Consider the following 14804-nt stretch of genomic DNA (forward strand, 5'->3'; position numbering starts at 1 on the left):
TTACTTTTCCGCATTAATTGACCTCCAGGGTTAACTTTTCTACTTTATAGAAGCATGGTATGAAGAACTGTGGAAGAACAGTTGTTTTTTTAGCGTTACTTATTTTGAGTTCCTGCAAGCTCTACAAGCAGGATATCATGTTCAAGATGGACGACAAGTTCACGGAATCAGACCTCGCTCAGGCAGTTTCTTTAGCAGAGAAGAACTACCATGTTAAGAAAGACGACTATCTTAGGTTAGATGTGTTCACCAATGGAGGCGAAAGAATTGTCGATCCTAATTTTGAGCTTCGCCAGGGGATGACAAATCAGAACATGCAAAATACCCGGCAGTTCGTTTATTTGGTCAGACAGGATGGCCTGGTGAAACTGCCGATGGTAGGAGATGTGGATATTCTCGGCCTTACCATATACGAAGCGGAACAAAAACTTCAAGCACTTTACAGTGAACACTATATTGAGCCTTATGTTGTATTACGCTACGAAAACAGGAGGGTGATTGTGCTCGGTGCCAACGGCGGACAAGTGATTCCGCTTGTCAATGAAAATACTTCACTTATTGAGGTTATTGCTTTGTCGGGAGGAATTAATCAAGGGGCCAAAAGTCAGACTGTACGACTAATTAGGGGAAACCTGAACAACCCAGAGGTATATGTGATTGATTTGTCAACCGTAAGTGGAATGCGGTCGTCGATTGTGAGGCTTGAGCCAGGTGACATCATTTACATTGACCCATGGCGGCGGGTGTGGATAGAGTCGCTCAGAGACGTATCTCCAGTTTTAAGTTTAGTCAGCAGCGTGGTAACTTTGGTTTTGGTAATAAACAGTATCAATAGTAAGTAAGGTAGCAATTGACAGAGAACAGCAACACAAGCGGATCAGGTTTAGGTGCGGACGTGAATGAATCAGATGCGTTCAACGACCTTGACGTCGAAAAGCTACTTCAGGTAGTAAGGAGTAGTATTTTATATGTGGTAGCCATTTTTGCGGTCGCTGGCACTGCTTCATACGCTTTTCTCAGGTACACCAAGCCTGTCTACGAATCTGAGTCGCAGTTAAAGCTCAATATTCAGAATGAAGCAGTGATTTTGGGGGTACAAAACCCCCTGGAGAATTCGGGTGTGAACTCACTATCCGGTGAAATCGAACTCCTTAAATCAAACCTGTTTTTCAGTCGGGTTGTTGAGGCGATTAACTATAATGTGTCTTACCACTACTATGGAAATATCCTTACCGAGGAGCGATACAGGAACAGCCCGTTTGTGGTCAGTTATAAGTTGCATAATACCGGCTTTTTCGATAGGCCTATCGATATCGAAATTATTTCGGAAAGCGAATTTGAATTGTCATTTGAACCTGCTGAGCAGTCAGGTGCCTCCCGGCATAAATTTGGCGAAACGATCAGTACCCCTGACTACAATCTTCTGATTGAGAAGACTGAGAATTTCGCAGAGGATAATGGCATCGGCAAATATTATTTCACTATCAATAGTGAGTCAGCGTTAATTAGCTTTTTCCAATCAAACGTCACTGTTCAGCCACTCAACTTTAGTGCAAAAACGATAAAGATCTCTTTGAGAGACTTCAATAAGTATAAAGCGAGAGATTTTGTGACAGCTATTGATACCCTATATCTCAAATATACAACCGAGGAAAAAAACCAGGCTATTGAGCAAAAGCTTTCATTCCTGGATGAGCAACTGGGAATTACAGAAAGGAAAATAGAGGAGTACGAGGACTATTTTGAAAACTTTACGATAGAGAACCGAACTACGAATATTCAGACAGACTTAGGCCGAACAATCGTACTGTTACAGTCGCTCGACTCGCAGCGATACGATCTGCAAAACAAGCTGACCAATATTCAGATGGCACAGGAGCAAATGGACAAGGGCGAGCCGTTGCTGCTAGCCAACTACAACTCCAGGTCTTTACCAGAGTTCATATCCGGTTCTTTGACAGAATATAACAAGTTGTTCGGAGAGCGGGAAGTGTTGCTGGGGTCTTACAATGAGAATACCCATGCGGTGTCTCGCATGACTCAGCGGCTGGAGACTTTGAAGAAAAATGTTAGAGGCATCACAGAAGAGTACAAAGAAAATCTTGTGAAGGCGCTAAGAGAGTTGGATGTTAGAAGGGCCAACCTCGAGCGAAACTTCGTCGAATTACCTTCCATGGGTACCGAGTTTAACAAAACCAGAAGGTTTTACAATCTTCAGGAAGAGTTCTACTTTTCTTTGATAAAGAGCAAAGCCGAACTGGAAATAGCCAAGGCGGGAACAGTTCAGGACTTCGACATTCTGTCGCCAGCATCTTTACCAACGGATCCAGTGCATCCCAAACAACTACTCATTTACGGTGTAGGTGCCGTTAGCGGCCTTTTGTTGAGCCTTCTCTTTGTCGGCTTAAGATACCTGTTAGACAATAAGATCTCTCACCAAAGAGAGCTTGAGCGTTTGGTTAGCGTGCCAATTCTTGGTTCCATTCCAGTGTACAAGAGAGAAAAGTTGTTGACCACAAAGCTGTTGGTGCATAAGATTCCTCAGTCAGTAATAAGCGAATCGCTACGCAGTATCAGGACAAACATGGACTTTTTACTCAACGGAGGAGACCAGCGGGTAATTGCTGTGACGTCAACCATTAGCGGTGAAGGCAAGACGTTTGTTGCGGTGAACCTGGGAGGTATTTTGGCTAAAACAGGGCAGAAGGTGCTTGTGGTGGATCTTGATATGCGAAAACCCAAGATACATTTGGCGTTTGGTAGAGAGAAAGATGACAAGGGAATGTCTACTGTCCTTATCGGGCGGGACAAATTTGAGGATTGTGTGCAGACGACAGAGATTGAGGGGCTTCAATACTTAGGTGCTGGCCCTATTCCTCCAAACCCCTCTGAGCTGATGCTTGGGGAAAGGTTTGACAATTTTATCAAACAAGCATCCAAAAAGTATGACGTAGTAATACTTGATACGCCTCCTGTTGGCTTGGTGACAGACGGTGTGATTGTGATGAAAAAAGCGGATTTAACCCTGTACGTCGTAAGGGCCGACTATTCCAGGAAGATATTCTTAAAAACGCTACAGAAGTTGATCAAAATGAACAAGTTCAACAACATTTCTGTCATTCTGAACTCAGTGAAAATTTTAAATAAGAAAGGATATGGCTACGGCTATGGCTATGGCTATGGTTACGGCTATTACGATGAGGATCATAAGGGAAAAGCTAAATGATTTGTCAATTGACTGACTGTCAATAAATAATAGGTCAACACTTCAATTTGCCATTCAATAGGAATCATTGCTATTTTTTTTGAAAACCGATCTTTTTATTGGAACACATCCAATTATTTTGATTTTTCTTTGACAGAAATTTAAATAATTGCCTATCTTACATAAACCCTCTGCGACATAATGAGCAAAGAAGTTTTTCACTTAGAAAGATTGTTTTCGGGGATTCAATACCCTAGTTTTTTTGTTCCTACCTTTGTCACACTATTAATCATCACATTTAATGGCGGAAGATTTTCGTAAGAAAGAGCTTAAAGAGCTGGTAGAGAAATTTGAGGACTTTGTGAAGGGGAGAGCCAGCCATTATTTTGAGGAAGATGACTTCGAGAATATTATCGATTATTACCTTGATAAATTGAAGTTCAGTAAGGCGTTAAAAGCAGTCAATGTAGCATTCGATCAATTTCCATTTTCAGTGGAATTAATGTTGCGAAAGGCAACTATACTCACCTCGCTTGAAGAGTATGACGAGGCACTCAAATTGCTGGAAACCGCTGAAAATCTACAGCCTGGAGATTCTGAGATCATTCTTCTTAAAGGAAATATCCTGTCGCTCAATGGAAACTATGATGAAGCAATTGAGGCCTTGAATAACGCCCTTGAATGGATAGAAGACAAAGATGAGGTGTTTTACAATATCGGGTTGGCATTTCAGGGAAAAGGAGACTACAAGCAGGCGGCTGATAATTACAAGCTAGCCATAGAGTTCAATATCAATCATGAGAATGCGCTGTACGAACTGGCTTACTGCCTGGATGTGGCCGGGGAGCTTGAGAGCAGCCTTGACTATTATAAGCAGTTCATTGATAGAGATCCTTTTTCGGAGTATGCCTGGTATAACCTCGGCATAGTTTACAACAAGCTTGGAAGGCATGTGGAAGCTATTGATGCCTATGAGTACGCCGCTGCCATCGACGATAGTTTTAGCTCAGCCTACTTCAATATGGGCAATGCTTACCTTAATATAGAGGAGTACGATAAAGCATTAAAGGCGTTTCAAACAACTGAGGAATTAGAGGGGCCAAGCTCCGAAACCTATTGCTATATTGGAGCTGCCTATGAAAAATTGGGCGAATTGGATGAGGCGTTGTCTTTCTACAGACGAGCTGCCAAGCTTGATGACATGTATGACGAAGCCTATTTTGGTATTGCATCATGTTTGAAGGCCCAGGAAAGGTGGTTTGAATCTATTCATTTCTATAATAAAGCACTGAAACTCAACGCTGAAAACCCCGATTATTGGTTGGCCGTGGCTGAGGCTGAGTACAAAGTGGGCAACATCGTTTCCAGTATGGATGCTTTTGAGGAGGCAACCATTCTTGATCCCAAAAACCCTATGGCCTGGCTTGGCTGGTCGCACATTTATTTTGAGCAGGGCCAGTATGAGAAGGCTATCGACACTGTTTCTTCTGGCATGGATGAATGCCCCGAGGAGTCCGATTTATACTACAGAGCTACCGTGTATCTAATAACTGCAGGCCGATTCAAAGAGGCCTTTGCAATTTTGGAAAATGCCTTAACTTTGGATTTTGAAAATCACGTCGTCCTCTTTGAGTTTTTTCCAAAACTTGAGACACAGAAGGCATTATACAAAATCATTGAACGCTATAAGTCTAATAATAAAGATAAATAAGAATTGCCTTTTTTTAAGGTTGTTTGAAAGCCATGCCTTGTGTGTATTGGCTTTTTTTGTTTGGAATTTTAGGAAATTGAGATGTTAGAAAACTATGCATTAAGTAAGGTTCCGGAGAGAACTAAGAAGCCACGACAGACAGGTTTTACCATGGTGATGGATAAAGGGAGCAGTCTTAGAGAAGCAGCGGATTTGCTTGAAACATGTGGTGAGTATGTCGATATTATTAAGTTAGGCTGGGCGACTTCATACGTGTTCCCAAAACTAAAAGAGAAAATTGACCTCTATCAGTCGGCGGGTATACCTGTATATCTTGGAGGCACTTTGTTTGAAGCCTTTGTAATCAGGGATCAATTTGATGACTATAGAAAGGTTTTGGACAAATACGGATTGAAGTATGCAGAGGTGTCGGACGGCTCTATTACCCTCGATCATGACAGAAAATGCGAATACATTCAGCAGTTGTCTAGCCAGGTAACTGTATTGTCAGAAGTCGGATCAAAGGATGCTGCCAAGATCATCCCACCTTATAAATGGATTGAGCAGATGCAGACGGAGTTGGACGCCGGTGCCTGGAAAGTGATTGGGGAGGCCAGAGAAGGAGGAAACGTTGGTTTGTTCAGAGATTCTGGAGAAGTACGCCAGGGTCTGGTGGAGGAAATTTTAACGAAAATTCCGTTTGAGCGGATTATATGGGAGGCACCTCAAAAGGCACAGCAAGTTTGGTTTATTAAGTTGCTGGGGGCCAATGTGAACCTGGGAAATATTGCCCCCCAAGAGGTAATTCCGTTAGAAACGATAAGACTGGGCTTGAGAGGAGATACGTTTGATCATTTCCTGGGCCAGTTTTAACTATATGATTTTATTGGGAGGTCATTTCTTAAATAGAAATGACCTCTTTTGTCAACACCTGGACGTCATTTAAATGCCTAGAAAGTTAACTGACTATTTTTTGCTCTTTTTGAAGGGCCTGGCTATGGGAAGTGCGGATGTGATACCTGGAGTCTCCGGCGGAACAATTGCCTTCATCACAGGTATTTATGAAGAGCTATTGGACACTATCAAAGCATTTGACCTAACGGCGCTGAGGTTGCTTACAGGCTTCAAAATCAAGGAGCTTTGGCGCCACGTCAATGGTAGTTTTCTTGTGACCCTGCTTTCCGGTATCGGGTTGAGCATCATCATCTTTGCGCAGGTGATCACACATTTGCTTGAACTGTATCCGATCTATGTGTGGTCTTTTTTCTTCGGCCTCATTATCATTTCCTCCATTACCATTGCCAGGCAGATCAAGAGCTGGTCTCCCGGCGTAGTGGTGGCATTCGTAGTAGGACTGGCTTCCGCTTACATCATTGTTTCATCTACCCCAGCCACCACACCAACGGCCTGGTGGTTTATCGTCCTGAGTGGAATGGTAGCCATTACCGCCATGATACTTCCTGGTATTTCCGGCAGCTTTATTTTGCTGATCATGGGCAAATACGAGTATGTGTTGAGGGCGCTTAAGGAGCTAAACTATCTTGTTATTGCTCTCTTCGCTGCCGGGTGTATTATAGGGCTTTTGTCATTTTCACGGGCGATTTCCTGGTTTTTAAAAAAGTACCACAATATGGCCATCGGACTGCTTTCCGGCTTTATGGTGGGGTCTCTGTACAAGATATGGCCCTGGAAACGGGTGGTGCAGTTTCGGTTGAATAGTGCAGGCGAACAGGTGCCCTTTATTGAAAGCAATGTATGGCCGCATTACTATCATAAGCTGACAGGGCAGGATCCTCAAATTCTGTTCGCACTGCTTTTCATTGCTCTTGGCTTTGGTGTTGTTGTGGTAATTGAAAAGATTGCACACACAAGTATCAAGAAAAAGTAATGTCTAGGCTGTTTGGTCTGATTGGTTTTCCTCTTACACATTCATTCTCGAAGAAATATTTTACACAAAAGTTTCTCGAAGAAGGAATCAACGACACGTCTTACGAGTTGTTCGAGATGGAGGCCGCCGCTGGCTTTGCATCGTTGTTTAAAGAGAACGCCGACCTGGTAGGCATAAACGTCACCATCCCGCATAAAAAGGCAGTCATTCCTCTGCTGACCAAGCTTGACCAGAGTGCGTCAAGAGTCGGGGCAGTCAATGTGATCAGAAAAGAGCCGGATGGAAGCCTGACAGGATTTAACTCGGACTACATAGGTTTTTTGCGCTCGTTGCAAAATTGGGCCGGCGATGAAATAGTTGGAGCAAAAGCCCTGGTGCTGGGCACAGGTGGAGCGGCTTCTGCCGTAAAAGTGGCGCTGGAGGACCTGAAGATTGAATTCCTTCAGGTGTCAAGGTCTGCCGGGAATGGTGTTATAACCTATGAAGGTTTGAAAAAAGAGCCCGGGATTATTGAGCAGCGGAGGCTTATTATTAATACGACACCATTAGGCACATACCCGGATATTGGAAAATGCCCGGACATTGGGTTTGATCAGATTGGTGCCGGCCATTTATTGTATGACCTGGTCTACAATCCAGCCCAGACACTTTTTATGAAAAAAGGCCTACAGAACGGAGCCAAAGTAAAAAACGGATACGACATGCTGGTTTTGCAAGCCGAGCGAGCCTGGGAAATATGGAATCAAAAGTGATGATTATTTCGTTTATTCGTTGACCAACAAATTTCTACTCTTTGGACTTCGAACTAACTTCTGAATACCAACCCACCGGCGACCAGCCCAAGGCAATTGCTGAGCTTGTAAAAGGTTTAAATGCTAACGAGCCCGCCCAGACGCTGCTGGGAGTGACGGGCTCCGGAAAAACCTTCACCGTAGCCAACGTGATCAAGGAAGTGAACAGACCAGCCCTTGTCCTCAGCCACAACAAAACATTGGCTGCTCAGCTATTCGGCGAACTGAAGCAGTTCTTCCCTAACAATGCTGTTGAGTACTTCATTTCCTACTATGACTACTACCAGCCGGAAGCGTTCATTCCAACCACAGGACTTTACATAGAGAAGGATCTTTCCATCAACGAAGAAATTGAAAAGCTACGGCTAAGTGCTACTTCGGCGCTGCTAAGCGGAAGGCGGGACGTGATAGTGGTTGCTTCCGTCTCCTGCATATACGGTATAGGAAATCCGGATGAGTTTGGCAAAAATGTTATCCGGCTGGAAGAGGGGCAGCGGCTGACACGAAATCAGCTCCTTTTCAATTTTGTAGATATTTTGTACAGCCGAACAGAGGTGGAGTTCAAGCGGGGTAATTTTCGGGTGAAGGGTGATACGGTCGATATTTTCGTTGCTTATGCCGACTTTGCCTACCGCATTATTTTCTGGGGAGACGAAATTGAGTCTATTCAGCGAATTGATCCTCAGTCGGGCAAAAAGCTCAGCGACGAGAAAATCATCACAATATTTCCTGCAAACCTGTTTGTAACAGGGAAAGACGTGATCCAGCAGGCCATTATTGAAATACAGGACGACATGATGGCCCAGGTCAACTATTTTGAAAGCGAGCGTAGGTTTCTCGAAGCAAAACGGTTGAAAGAGCGAACAGAGTTTGACCTTGAAATGATCAGGGAGCTCGGCTATTGCTCAGGAGTGGAGAACTATAGCCGCTATTTCGACAGGCGGCAATCAGGCCAAAGACCGTTCTGTTTGCTTGACTATTTCCCTGAGGATTTTGTGATGGTGATTGACGAAAGCCATGTAACTGTGCCTCAGATCAGGGCCATGTGGGGAGGTGACAGATCAAGGAAAGTGAATCTGGTCGACTACGGTTTCAGGCTTCCATCGGCGCTGGACAACAGGCCGCTGACGTTTAACGAGTTTGAAGGGATGTTGAGTCAGGTGATTTTTGTTAGTGCCACTCCGGCTGAGTACGAACTCCGAAAGTCAGAGGGTGTAGTTGTTGAGCAGATCATCAGGCCAACCGGCCTTCTTGACCCGGAGATTGATGTCAGGCCAAGTATCAATCAGATTGATGATCTGCTGGAAGAGATTGATGAGCGGGTGAAAAAAGAAGAACGGGTACTGGTAACAACGCTTACTAAAAGAATGGCGGAGGAGCTACAGAAGTACCTTGAGAGGGCTGGCGTGAAGTCACGCTATATCCACTCAGAGGTGAATGCGCTCGACAGAGTAGAAATTCTTAGAGAGCTAAGACTAGGCGTTTTCGATGTCCTCGTAGGCGTCAACCTTCTGCGTGAGGGCCTCGACTTACCGGAGGTTTCGCTGGTAGCTATTTTGGATGCGGACAAAGAGGGTTTTCTTCGGAACCAGCGGTCTCTGGTTCAGACAATTGGACGGGCGGCCAGAAATGAAAGCGGAAAGGTGATTATGTATGCCGATAAGGTTACTGACTCCATGCGTGAGGCCATTGACGAAACCTATCGGAGGAGAGACATCCAAATTGCTTACAACAAAGAGCACGGTATTACCCCCCGATCTGTTAAAAAGAATATCGGCTCAATTATGGGTCAAACTAAAGTGGCTGACTCCAAAAAGGACGGAAGGAAGTACTACGTTGAAAATGAGGAGCCAAGTATTGCCGCCGACCCGATTGTTCAATACATGCCAAAGCCTGAGCTCGAAAAGCTGATCAAGCAAACACAAAAAGCCATGGAAAAAGCTGCCAAGGAGCTGGATTTTATTGACGCAGCCAGATTGAGAGATGAATTGAGCGACCTGAAAAAACTTTACGAAAAATAGTGGACAGGGGCGGCGCAGAGGCATGTGAACTAGTTGACAAGAACTAACTTTCTTGAAATACCGTTGACTAAACGCATCCCTAAGCGTGAGTCGTTTCAAGAAGCTTGCCGCCGATAAAATTGCGAAAAATATTTCCGGTTTTAATCGTACCTTTGTCAACTCAAATTATCAAGGTGCAAAAGGTTTCTTTTGTACTGTAAAATAACAAGAACTCTAATGAGTGCACCGAAATTTTCATCTCAGGGAAATTCCTTTTATGGCGAACTGAGGTCAAGAATAAACGAATACTTTCAAGAGGCAGGAAAGCCGTCGACTGGTAACTATAAGCTCTACTTCAAGGCCGTTGTTCTGGTATTGAGCTGGGTGGGTTTTTATATCCATTTAGTGTTTTTTACTCCGGGCACATGGTTGGCCCTCACAGAATCAGTAATAATGGGAGGTTTAACGGCTGCCATCGGATTTAATGTGATGCATGATGGCTCACATGGAAGTTTTAGCCGCAAGGAGTGGGTGAATAAGCTCGCAGGTTTATCGCTCAATTTTCTTGGAGCCAATGTGTTTATGTGGAATACCAAGCACAACGTTATTCATCACACCTACACCAATATTGATGAAATTGACGATGATATTGATGCCAGGCCGTTCCTGCGACTTTGCTCTACGCAGCGTCACCGAAAAATTCATCGCTATCAGCATATCTATGGCTGGTTTGCTTACTCGTTGCTTTACTTGTATTGGGTATTCTTTACAGATTATAAGAAGTACTTTACCCAGAAGGTAGGCTCTATGCCGCTAATGAAGATGAAGCCTAAGGATCATATCAGCTTTTGGGGTTTCAAAGTCATTCATGCGGTCGTTTACATGGCGCTGCCAATTTATATGGTGGGTTTCCTGCCATGGTTAACCGGCTTCCTGGTAATGGGTCTGTTTGCCGGATTAGTACTTACGCTTGTATTTCAATTGGCGCACACGGTAGAACACACTCATTTTCCTGTCCCGAATGAATTGAATAAGCTTGAAGACGAGTGGGCGATTCATCAGATAAAGACGACAGCGAATTTTGCTACTAAAAACAAGCTAATTACCTGGTGGGTGGGTGGATTGAACTACCAAATTGAGCACCACTTGTTCCCCAAGATTTCACATATCCACTACCCTGAGATCAGTAAGATCATCAAGAAGGTGTGTGAGGAGAATGGTATCGTGTATATTGAATACCCCCGCATGCGGATCGCCCTTGGCTCTCATGCAGCCTATTTAAAGGCCATGGGTCAGGCATAAAAGAAAGCCCTTCTCCATGGAGAAGGGCTTTTTTGATTAAACCTTCGGCAAAGTCCATCCATTATTGTATTTCGCTTTCATCAGGGCGTTGGCTTCGGCATCGTTCTTGAATTGCCCGTTCGCTGCATCCCAGAAAACTTTCCTCCCGGTTTTGTAAGCGATATTGCCCATTTGCGCATTAATGGCCGCAATGCTGCCTGTTTCGATCCCGCACTTGAGCTTCGACGAGTCGTTTGCCTTGATAGCGTCAACAAAATTCCGGGTGTGAAGATCAAGGGCATTGCCTTGCGGGCGTTGGTCAGGCACATCATCCATTTTCCAGGCAGTCATTCCGTCTTTCTGTTGGGTTTCGGGGATGATCTCCCAGCCACCTCTGTTGACTACCAGCGTGCCGTTGTTGCCAATAAAAGCGATGCCTTCCGTCTTGCCGTAGTTGCCGCCGTCAATTCCCGTGGCGTGCTCCCACAGCATATTGAACCCGTCGTATTCAAATACCGTTTGCAGTGTGTCTGGCGTTTCTGAGGCGTCATCCGGGTAGGCAAACTTACCACCTGAGGCCATCACTGATTTGGGTGCCTTCACACCCATGGCATAAAGAGCAATGTCGATTTCGTGCACTCCCCAGTCGGTCATCAGGCCTCCGGCGTAGTCCCAAAACCAGCGGAAGTTGAAGTGGAAACGGTTGGCATTGAAAGGCCGTTTCGGAGCGGGCCCGAGCCACATGTCGTAGTTAACGCCGGCAGGTACGGCTGTGTCGGGCAAAACCGGCACGGGCTTCATCCAACCCTGGTAGGCCCACACTTTCACAAGCCTGATCTGCCCCAGCTTGCCTGAGCGAACCACATCGAGCGCTTGCTCGTAATGTGGACCGCTGCGCTGCCACTGCCCAACTTGCACGATTTTTCCATATTTTTTAGCTGCTGCCACCATCAGGTTGCACTCTTCCATGGTGTTGGCGATGGGCTTCTCCACATACACGTGCTTTCCTGCCTGCACAGCATCCACCATGGTTTTACAATGCCAGTGGTCTGGCGTGCCGATGATAACAACATCGATGTCTTTGTTTTCCAGCATTTTGCGGTAGTCACCGTACTGGGCGGGTTTTTTACCCCTCATTTTCTCCACGTCAGCGGAGCGTCTGTCAAGCACGCTTTGGTCAACGTCGCATAGTGCGATGCAGTCGACCTCGTCCATATTGAGGTGGGAGCGCATGTCGCTCCAGCCCATGCCGTTGCAGCCGATCACACCATAGCGCAGCTTGTCGGCTGCTGCGACCGGCTTCCGTACGCCGGCGAATGACGAAAAAGGCATTTGGCTAAGTGCCAGCCCGCCCGCAGCGGCCATGCCGGTCTTTTGTATAAATGTTCTTCTGGATGTTGAACTCATAATAGTAGGTATGTTTTGAATCGTTTATTTCTCAATATCCTAATTCGATACCTAAAAAGGAAGGGCTAATTGCGTGGTCAGGCATATGGGTTGTTCGATGGGCAATAAAAAAGCCCCTCCGTTGCTGGAAGGGCTCTGATATTTAGTAGCAACTGGCTAATTATTTTGCCGCTGCAAAGCGCTTGGCAACTGCATCCCAATCTACCACATTGTAGAAAGCTGCAACGTAGTCAGGTCTTCTGTTCTGGTAGTTGAGGTAGTAAGCATGCTCCCAAACATCAAGACCAAGAATAGGTGTACCACTGCAACCTGCGTCAGGCATCAATGGATTGTCCTGGTTGGCAGTAGAGCATATTTCAAGCTTGCCGCCTTTCACACAAAGCCATGCCCAGCCTGAGCCGAACCTGGTAGCTGCTGCCGCAGAAAACTTTTCTTTGAAGCCGTCGAATGAACCGAAGGCAGCGTTGATAGCATCCGCCAAAGCACCTGAAGGCTGGCCGCCTTTGCCAGGGCCCATAACTGTCCAGAAAAGAGAGTGGTTCCAGTGACCGCCGCCGTTGTTGCGCACAGCTGGCACGTTAGAGTGGCTTTTCAGCAATTCTTCGAGCGACTTGCCAGCCATTTCAGTGCCTTCGATGGCTTTATTTAAGTTCGTCACGTAAGCATTGTGATGCTTGCCGTGGTGTATTTCCATGGTGCGGGCGTCGATATGCGGCTCCAGCGCATTGGTTGCATATGGTAATGCTGGTAATTCGAATGCCATAATTATTGATTTGTTTTATGGTTGAACATTTATCTTACTGAACAGTAAATCTACTAAGAACTGCCCAAATAAATAACGCCAAAAGGTGGGTATAGTTCCTTGATGTAATAGATATGTATATTGAAGTATCGATGAGTTTATTCCTTCCCCCTCAGCTTTTTGAAAAAGGTGTTGATCAGCTGTCGGCATTCGTCTTCGAGGACTCCCGACGAGACCTTCGTCTTTGGGTGCAGCACGTTTTCAGTCAGCAGTGAATAGCCTCTTTGTAAATCGGAGGCCCCGTAAACGATTCTGCCTATTTGCGTCCAGTGCAGAGCACCCGCACACATCACACAGGGTTCGAGTGTCACGTACAATGTGCAATCTGTGAGGTACTTGGAGCTGAGGTAGTTTTCCGCTGAAGTGATCGCCAGCATTTCCGCATGGGCTGTCACGTCAGTAAGCTTTTCCGTGTGATTGTAGCCTTTGGCAATGACTTTGTTTTGGCAAACGATGACGGCGCCAACAGGAATTTCATCTTCCTCCAGCGCTCTTTCGGCCTCACGCAAAGCGACTTTCATGAAATGATCGTCGCTGAAAACTGTGAGCCCACTCACTTGAAGTTCTTTTTGATGGATACGCTTTGCATGATCTGTGGTGCCAAATCCTTCCATTTTCTCATATGCTGGTAAGGCGATGAAAGCGTGAACACGAGCGTTTGGTTGTTGACAATGGTGTACTGAATATAGCTGTAAGTACGGAGCGCTGATTCGTTGGTAATGGCGTCTTCCTCAGGTTTAACTATTGCAACAAACTCAAATACAGCAAACTCCCGGCCGTTGATAGTTTCGATGGCGTCTTTGGTGAAACTCACTTCATCGTAAAGAGAAGAAATGTTGGCTTTATAAAAATCCTTCAGAATGTTTAAGTCACCCTGGGCCCATTGGTTGTTACCTCTGTTGATGCCAAAATCGACCGTGACACCGTAGTCAGTGTACAGAGCCATCGGTCTGCGGGTATACACATACTTACTGTTGATCTCCTGCTCGTTCATCGGACGAAAGTCGGAAGGAAGGCTCACGGTGATGTAGTCAGTTACTTTGGTGGGGCTTAGTTGGGCTTTAACGGTAAAGGTGACCAAAAAAAGGAACAGGCAATATGATGATCTCATGGGCTTAAATAGCGTTCTGGTTCATACAAAACTAGGGAAAATATCAGGCTCTTGTCATTCTATTCGAAAAGACGATTTTATTTCTGTCTTTTCAGCCATATACGAGGACTTTTCTTTGTGTGTAACACAGCGTGGACGATAATTTTTTCCTTTTCAATTGTGAAGTGAACGCAGAAAGGGAATCGTTTTAATTTTGCCATTCGAACCAACTTATATCTGGGTTGGTAAATGAGAGGACGAGTCTCCAATCTCAAAAACATAGTCTCCAGGGCATCCAAAAAATCTCTCCCCAGTCCAGTTACTTTCTTTTCATACCAGATGGCACTTTCAGAAATATCCCTTTCGGCGTCTGGCTTGATAACCACCTCAAAGGTCATATCCTCTTTTCTATTCTTTTTCTGACTTCTTGCCAGGAAGAGCCGGACGTTGGGTTTTTCTCATGTTCATCGAGCCTGTTGTCAAGGAGTTCTTTGTGCTCGCTAGATAGCGCATAGTCAGCTTCTGTTTCTTCAGATTTTAGCACACCCAGTACAATTCTTAGAGACTGCTCATCAGCATTTTCTATCAACTGATGAAGCTCATCCTTTATGTTTTCGGCACTCATAATAAATGTTTGATTAAAGATAACA

Annotated in this window: 14 protein-coding genes; 8 read left to right on the forward strand and 6 right to left on the reverse strand. The window is 45.2% G+C overall.

The window, feature by feature from the left end; all coding sequences use genetic code 11:
• Positions 1-59 precede the first annotated feature (59 nt).
• From GC130_RS09750 to GC130_RS09785, 8 genes are all read left to right on the forward strand, one after another.
• Positions 60-842: a polysaccharide biosynthesis/export family protein gene (locus GC130_RS09750; protein WP_151998110.1), complete on the forward strand. Its 783-nt coding sequence runs from the start codon at positions 60-62 to the stop codon at positions 840-842.
• Positions 843-850: 8 nt separating this feature from the next.
• The gene (locus tag GC130_RS09755; RefSeq protein ID WP_151998111.1) at positions 851-3226 is read left to right on the forward strand and encodes a polysaccharide biosynthesis tyrosine autokinase; all 2376 of its coding nucleotides are present in this window, start codon (positions 851-853) and stop codon (positions 3224-3226) included.
• A 280-nt stretch (positions 3227-3506) separates the two neighbouring features.
• Positions 3507-4916 carry a tetratricopeptide repeat protein gene (locus tag GC130_RS09760; protein ID WP_151998112.1) on the forward strand — a complete coding sequence of 470 codons (1410 nt, stop codon included), beginning with the start codon at positions 3507-3509 and terminating at the stop codon, positions 4914-4916.
• An 81-nt stretch (positions 4917-4997) separates the two neighbouring features.
• Complete coding sequence (locus GC130_RS09765) at positions 4998-5768, forward strand: phosphosulfolactate synthase (RefSeq protein WP_151998113.1); 771 nt, start codon at positions 4998-5000, stop codon at positions 5766-5768.
• Positions 5769-5841: 73 nt separating this feature from the next.
• Positions 5842-6783: a DUF368 domain-containing protein gene (locus GC130_RS09770; RefSeq protein ID WP_151998114.1), complete on the forward strand. Its 942-nt coding sequence runs from the start codon at positions 5842-5844 to the stop codon at positions 6781-6783.
• Positions 6783-7535, forward strand: coding sequence for a shikimate dehydrogenase (locus GC130_RS09775; RefSeq protein ID WP_151998115.1), 753 nt, complete (start codon positions 6783-6785; stop codon positions 7533-7535). Before GC130_RS09770 ends, GC130_RS09775 begins: the two co-directional genes overlap by 1 nt.
• A gap of 41 nt (positions 7536-7576) precedes the next feature.
• Entirely contained in the window at positions 7577-9595 is a 2019-nt protein-coding gene (gene uvrB / locus GC130_RS09780) for an excinuclease ABC subunit UvrB (protein ID WP_151998116.1), read from the forward strand.
• 216 nt (positions 9596-9811) lie between these two features.
• Positions 9812-10876: an acyl-CoA desaturase gene (locus GC130_RS09785; protein ID WP_151998117.1), complete on the forward strand. Its 1065-nt coding sequence runs from the start codon at positions 9812-9814 to the stop codon at positions 10874-10876.
• A gap of 36 nt (positions 10877-10912) precedes the next feature.
• Here the strand turns inward: GC130_RS09785 and GC130_RS09790 are convergent, their stop codons facing one another.
• The 6 genes from GC130_RS09790 to GC130_RS09815 form a co-directional block, all read right to left on the reverse strand.
• Positions 10913-12262 (reverse strand): Gfo/Idh/MocA family protein, encoded by a 1350-nt coding sequence (locus tag GC130_RS09790; protein ID WP_151998118.1) that lies wholly within the window; start codon positions 12260-12262, stop codon positions 10913-10915.
• Between the two features lie 160 nt (positions 12263-12422).
• Positions 12423-13025: a superoxide dismutase gene (locus tag GC130_RS09795; RefSeq protein ID WP_151998119.1), complete on the reverse strand. Its 603-nt coding sequence runs from the start codon at positions 13023-13025 to the stop codon at positions 12423-12425.
• A 137-nt stretch (positions 13026-13162) separates the two neighbouring features.
• The gene (locus GC130_RS09800; RefSeq protein WP_255471520.1) at positions 13163-13621 is read right to left on the reverse strand and encodes a nucleoside deaminase; all 459 of its coding nucleotides are present in this window, start codon (positions 13619-13621) and stop codon (positions 13163-13165) included.
• Positions 13618-14175: a hypothetical protein gene (locus tag GC130_RS09805; protein ID WP_151998121.1), complete on the reverse strand. Its 558-nt coding sequence runs from the start codon at positions 14173-14175 to the stop codon at positions 13618-13620. Before GC130_RS09805 ends, GC130_RS09800 begins: the two co-directional genes overlap by 4 nt.
• Positions 14176-14252: 77 nt before the next feature.
• Positions 14253-14552 carry a type II toxin-antitoxin system RelE/ParE family toxin gene (locus GC130_RS29225; RefSeq protein ID WP_151998122.1) on the reverse strand — a complete coding sequence of 100 codons (300 nt, stop codon included), beginning with the start codon at positions 14550-14552 and terminating at the stop codon, positions 14253-14255.
• Complete coding sequence (locus tag GC130_RS09815) at positions 14549-14779, reverse strand: addiction module protein (protein WP_151998123.1); 231 nt, start codon at positions 14777-14779, stop codon at positions 14549-14551. The genes GC130_RS29225 and GC130_RS09815 overlap by 4 nt, the downstream gene beginning before the upstream one ends.
• Positions 14780-14804 lie beyond the last annotated feature (25 nt).

It is taken from the genome of Imperialibacter sp. EC-SDR9 (assembly GCF_902498805.1).
GTDB lineage: Bacteria > Bacteroidota > Bacteroidia > Cytophagales > Cyclobacteriaceae > Imperialibacter.

What these genes read in the sequence shown, in the direction of transcription:
- GC130_RS09785 (WP_151998117.1), top strand. Translation starts at nt 9,812, where the DNA reads ATGAGTGCACCGAAATTTTCATCTCAGGGAAATTCCTTTTATGGCGAA.
- GC130_RS09750 (WP_151998110.1), top strand. Translation starts at nt 60, where the DNA reads ATGAAGAACTGTGGAAGAACAGTTGTTTTTTTAGCGTTACTTATTTTG.
- GC130_RS09770 (WP_151998114.1), top strand. Translation starts at nt 5,842, where the DNA reads ATGCCTAGAAAGTTAACTGACTATTTTTTGCTCTTTTTGAAGGGCCTG.
- GC130_RS09765 (WP_151998113.1), top strand. Translation starts at nt 4,998, where the DNA reads ATGTTAGAAAACTATGCATTAAGTAAGGTTCCGGAGAGAACTAAGAAG.
- GC130_RS09815 (WP_151998123.1), bottom strand. Translation starts at nt 14,779, where the DNA reads ATGAGTGCCGAAAACATAAAGGATGAGCTTCATCAGTTGATAGAAAAT.
- GC130_RS29225 (WP_151998122.1), bottom strand. Translation starts at nt 14,552, where the DNA reads ATGACCTTTGAGGTGGTTATCAAGCCAGACGCCGAAAGGGATATTTCT.
- GC130_RS09760 (WP_151998112.1), top strand. Translation starts at nt 3,507, where the DNA reads ATGGCGGAAGATTTTCGTAAGAAAGAGCTTAAAGAGCTGGTAGAGAAA.
- GC130_RS09795 (WP_151998119.1), bottom strand. Translation starts at nt 13,025, where the DNA reads ATGGCATTCGAATTACCAGCATTACCATATGCAACCAATGCGCTGGAG.
- GC130_RS09790 (WP_151998118.1), bottom strand. Translation starts at nt 12,262, where the DNA reads ATGAGTTCAACATCCAGAAGAACATTTATACAAAAGACCGGCATGGCC.
- GC130_RS09775 (WP_151998115.1), top strand. Translation starts at nt 6,783, where the DNA reads ATGTCTAGGCTGTTTGGTCTGATTGGTTTTCCTCTTACACATTCATTC.
- GC130_RS09805 (WP_151998121.1), bottom strand. Translation starts at nt 14,175, where the DNA reads ATGAGATCATCATATTGCCTGTTCCTTTTTTTGGTCACCTTTACCGTT.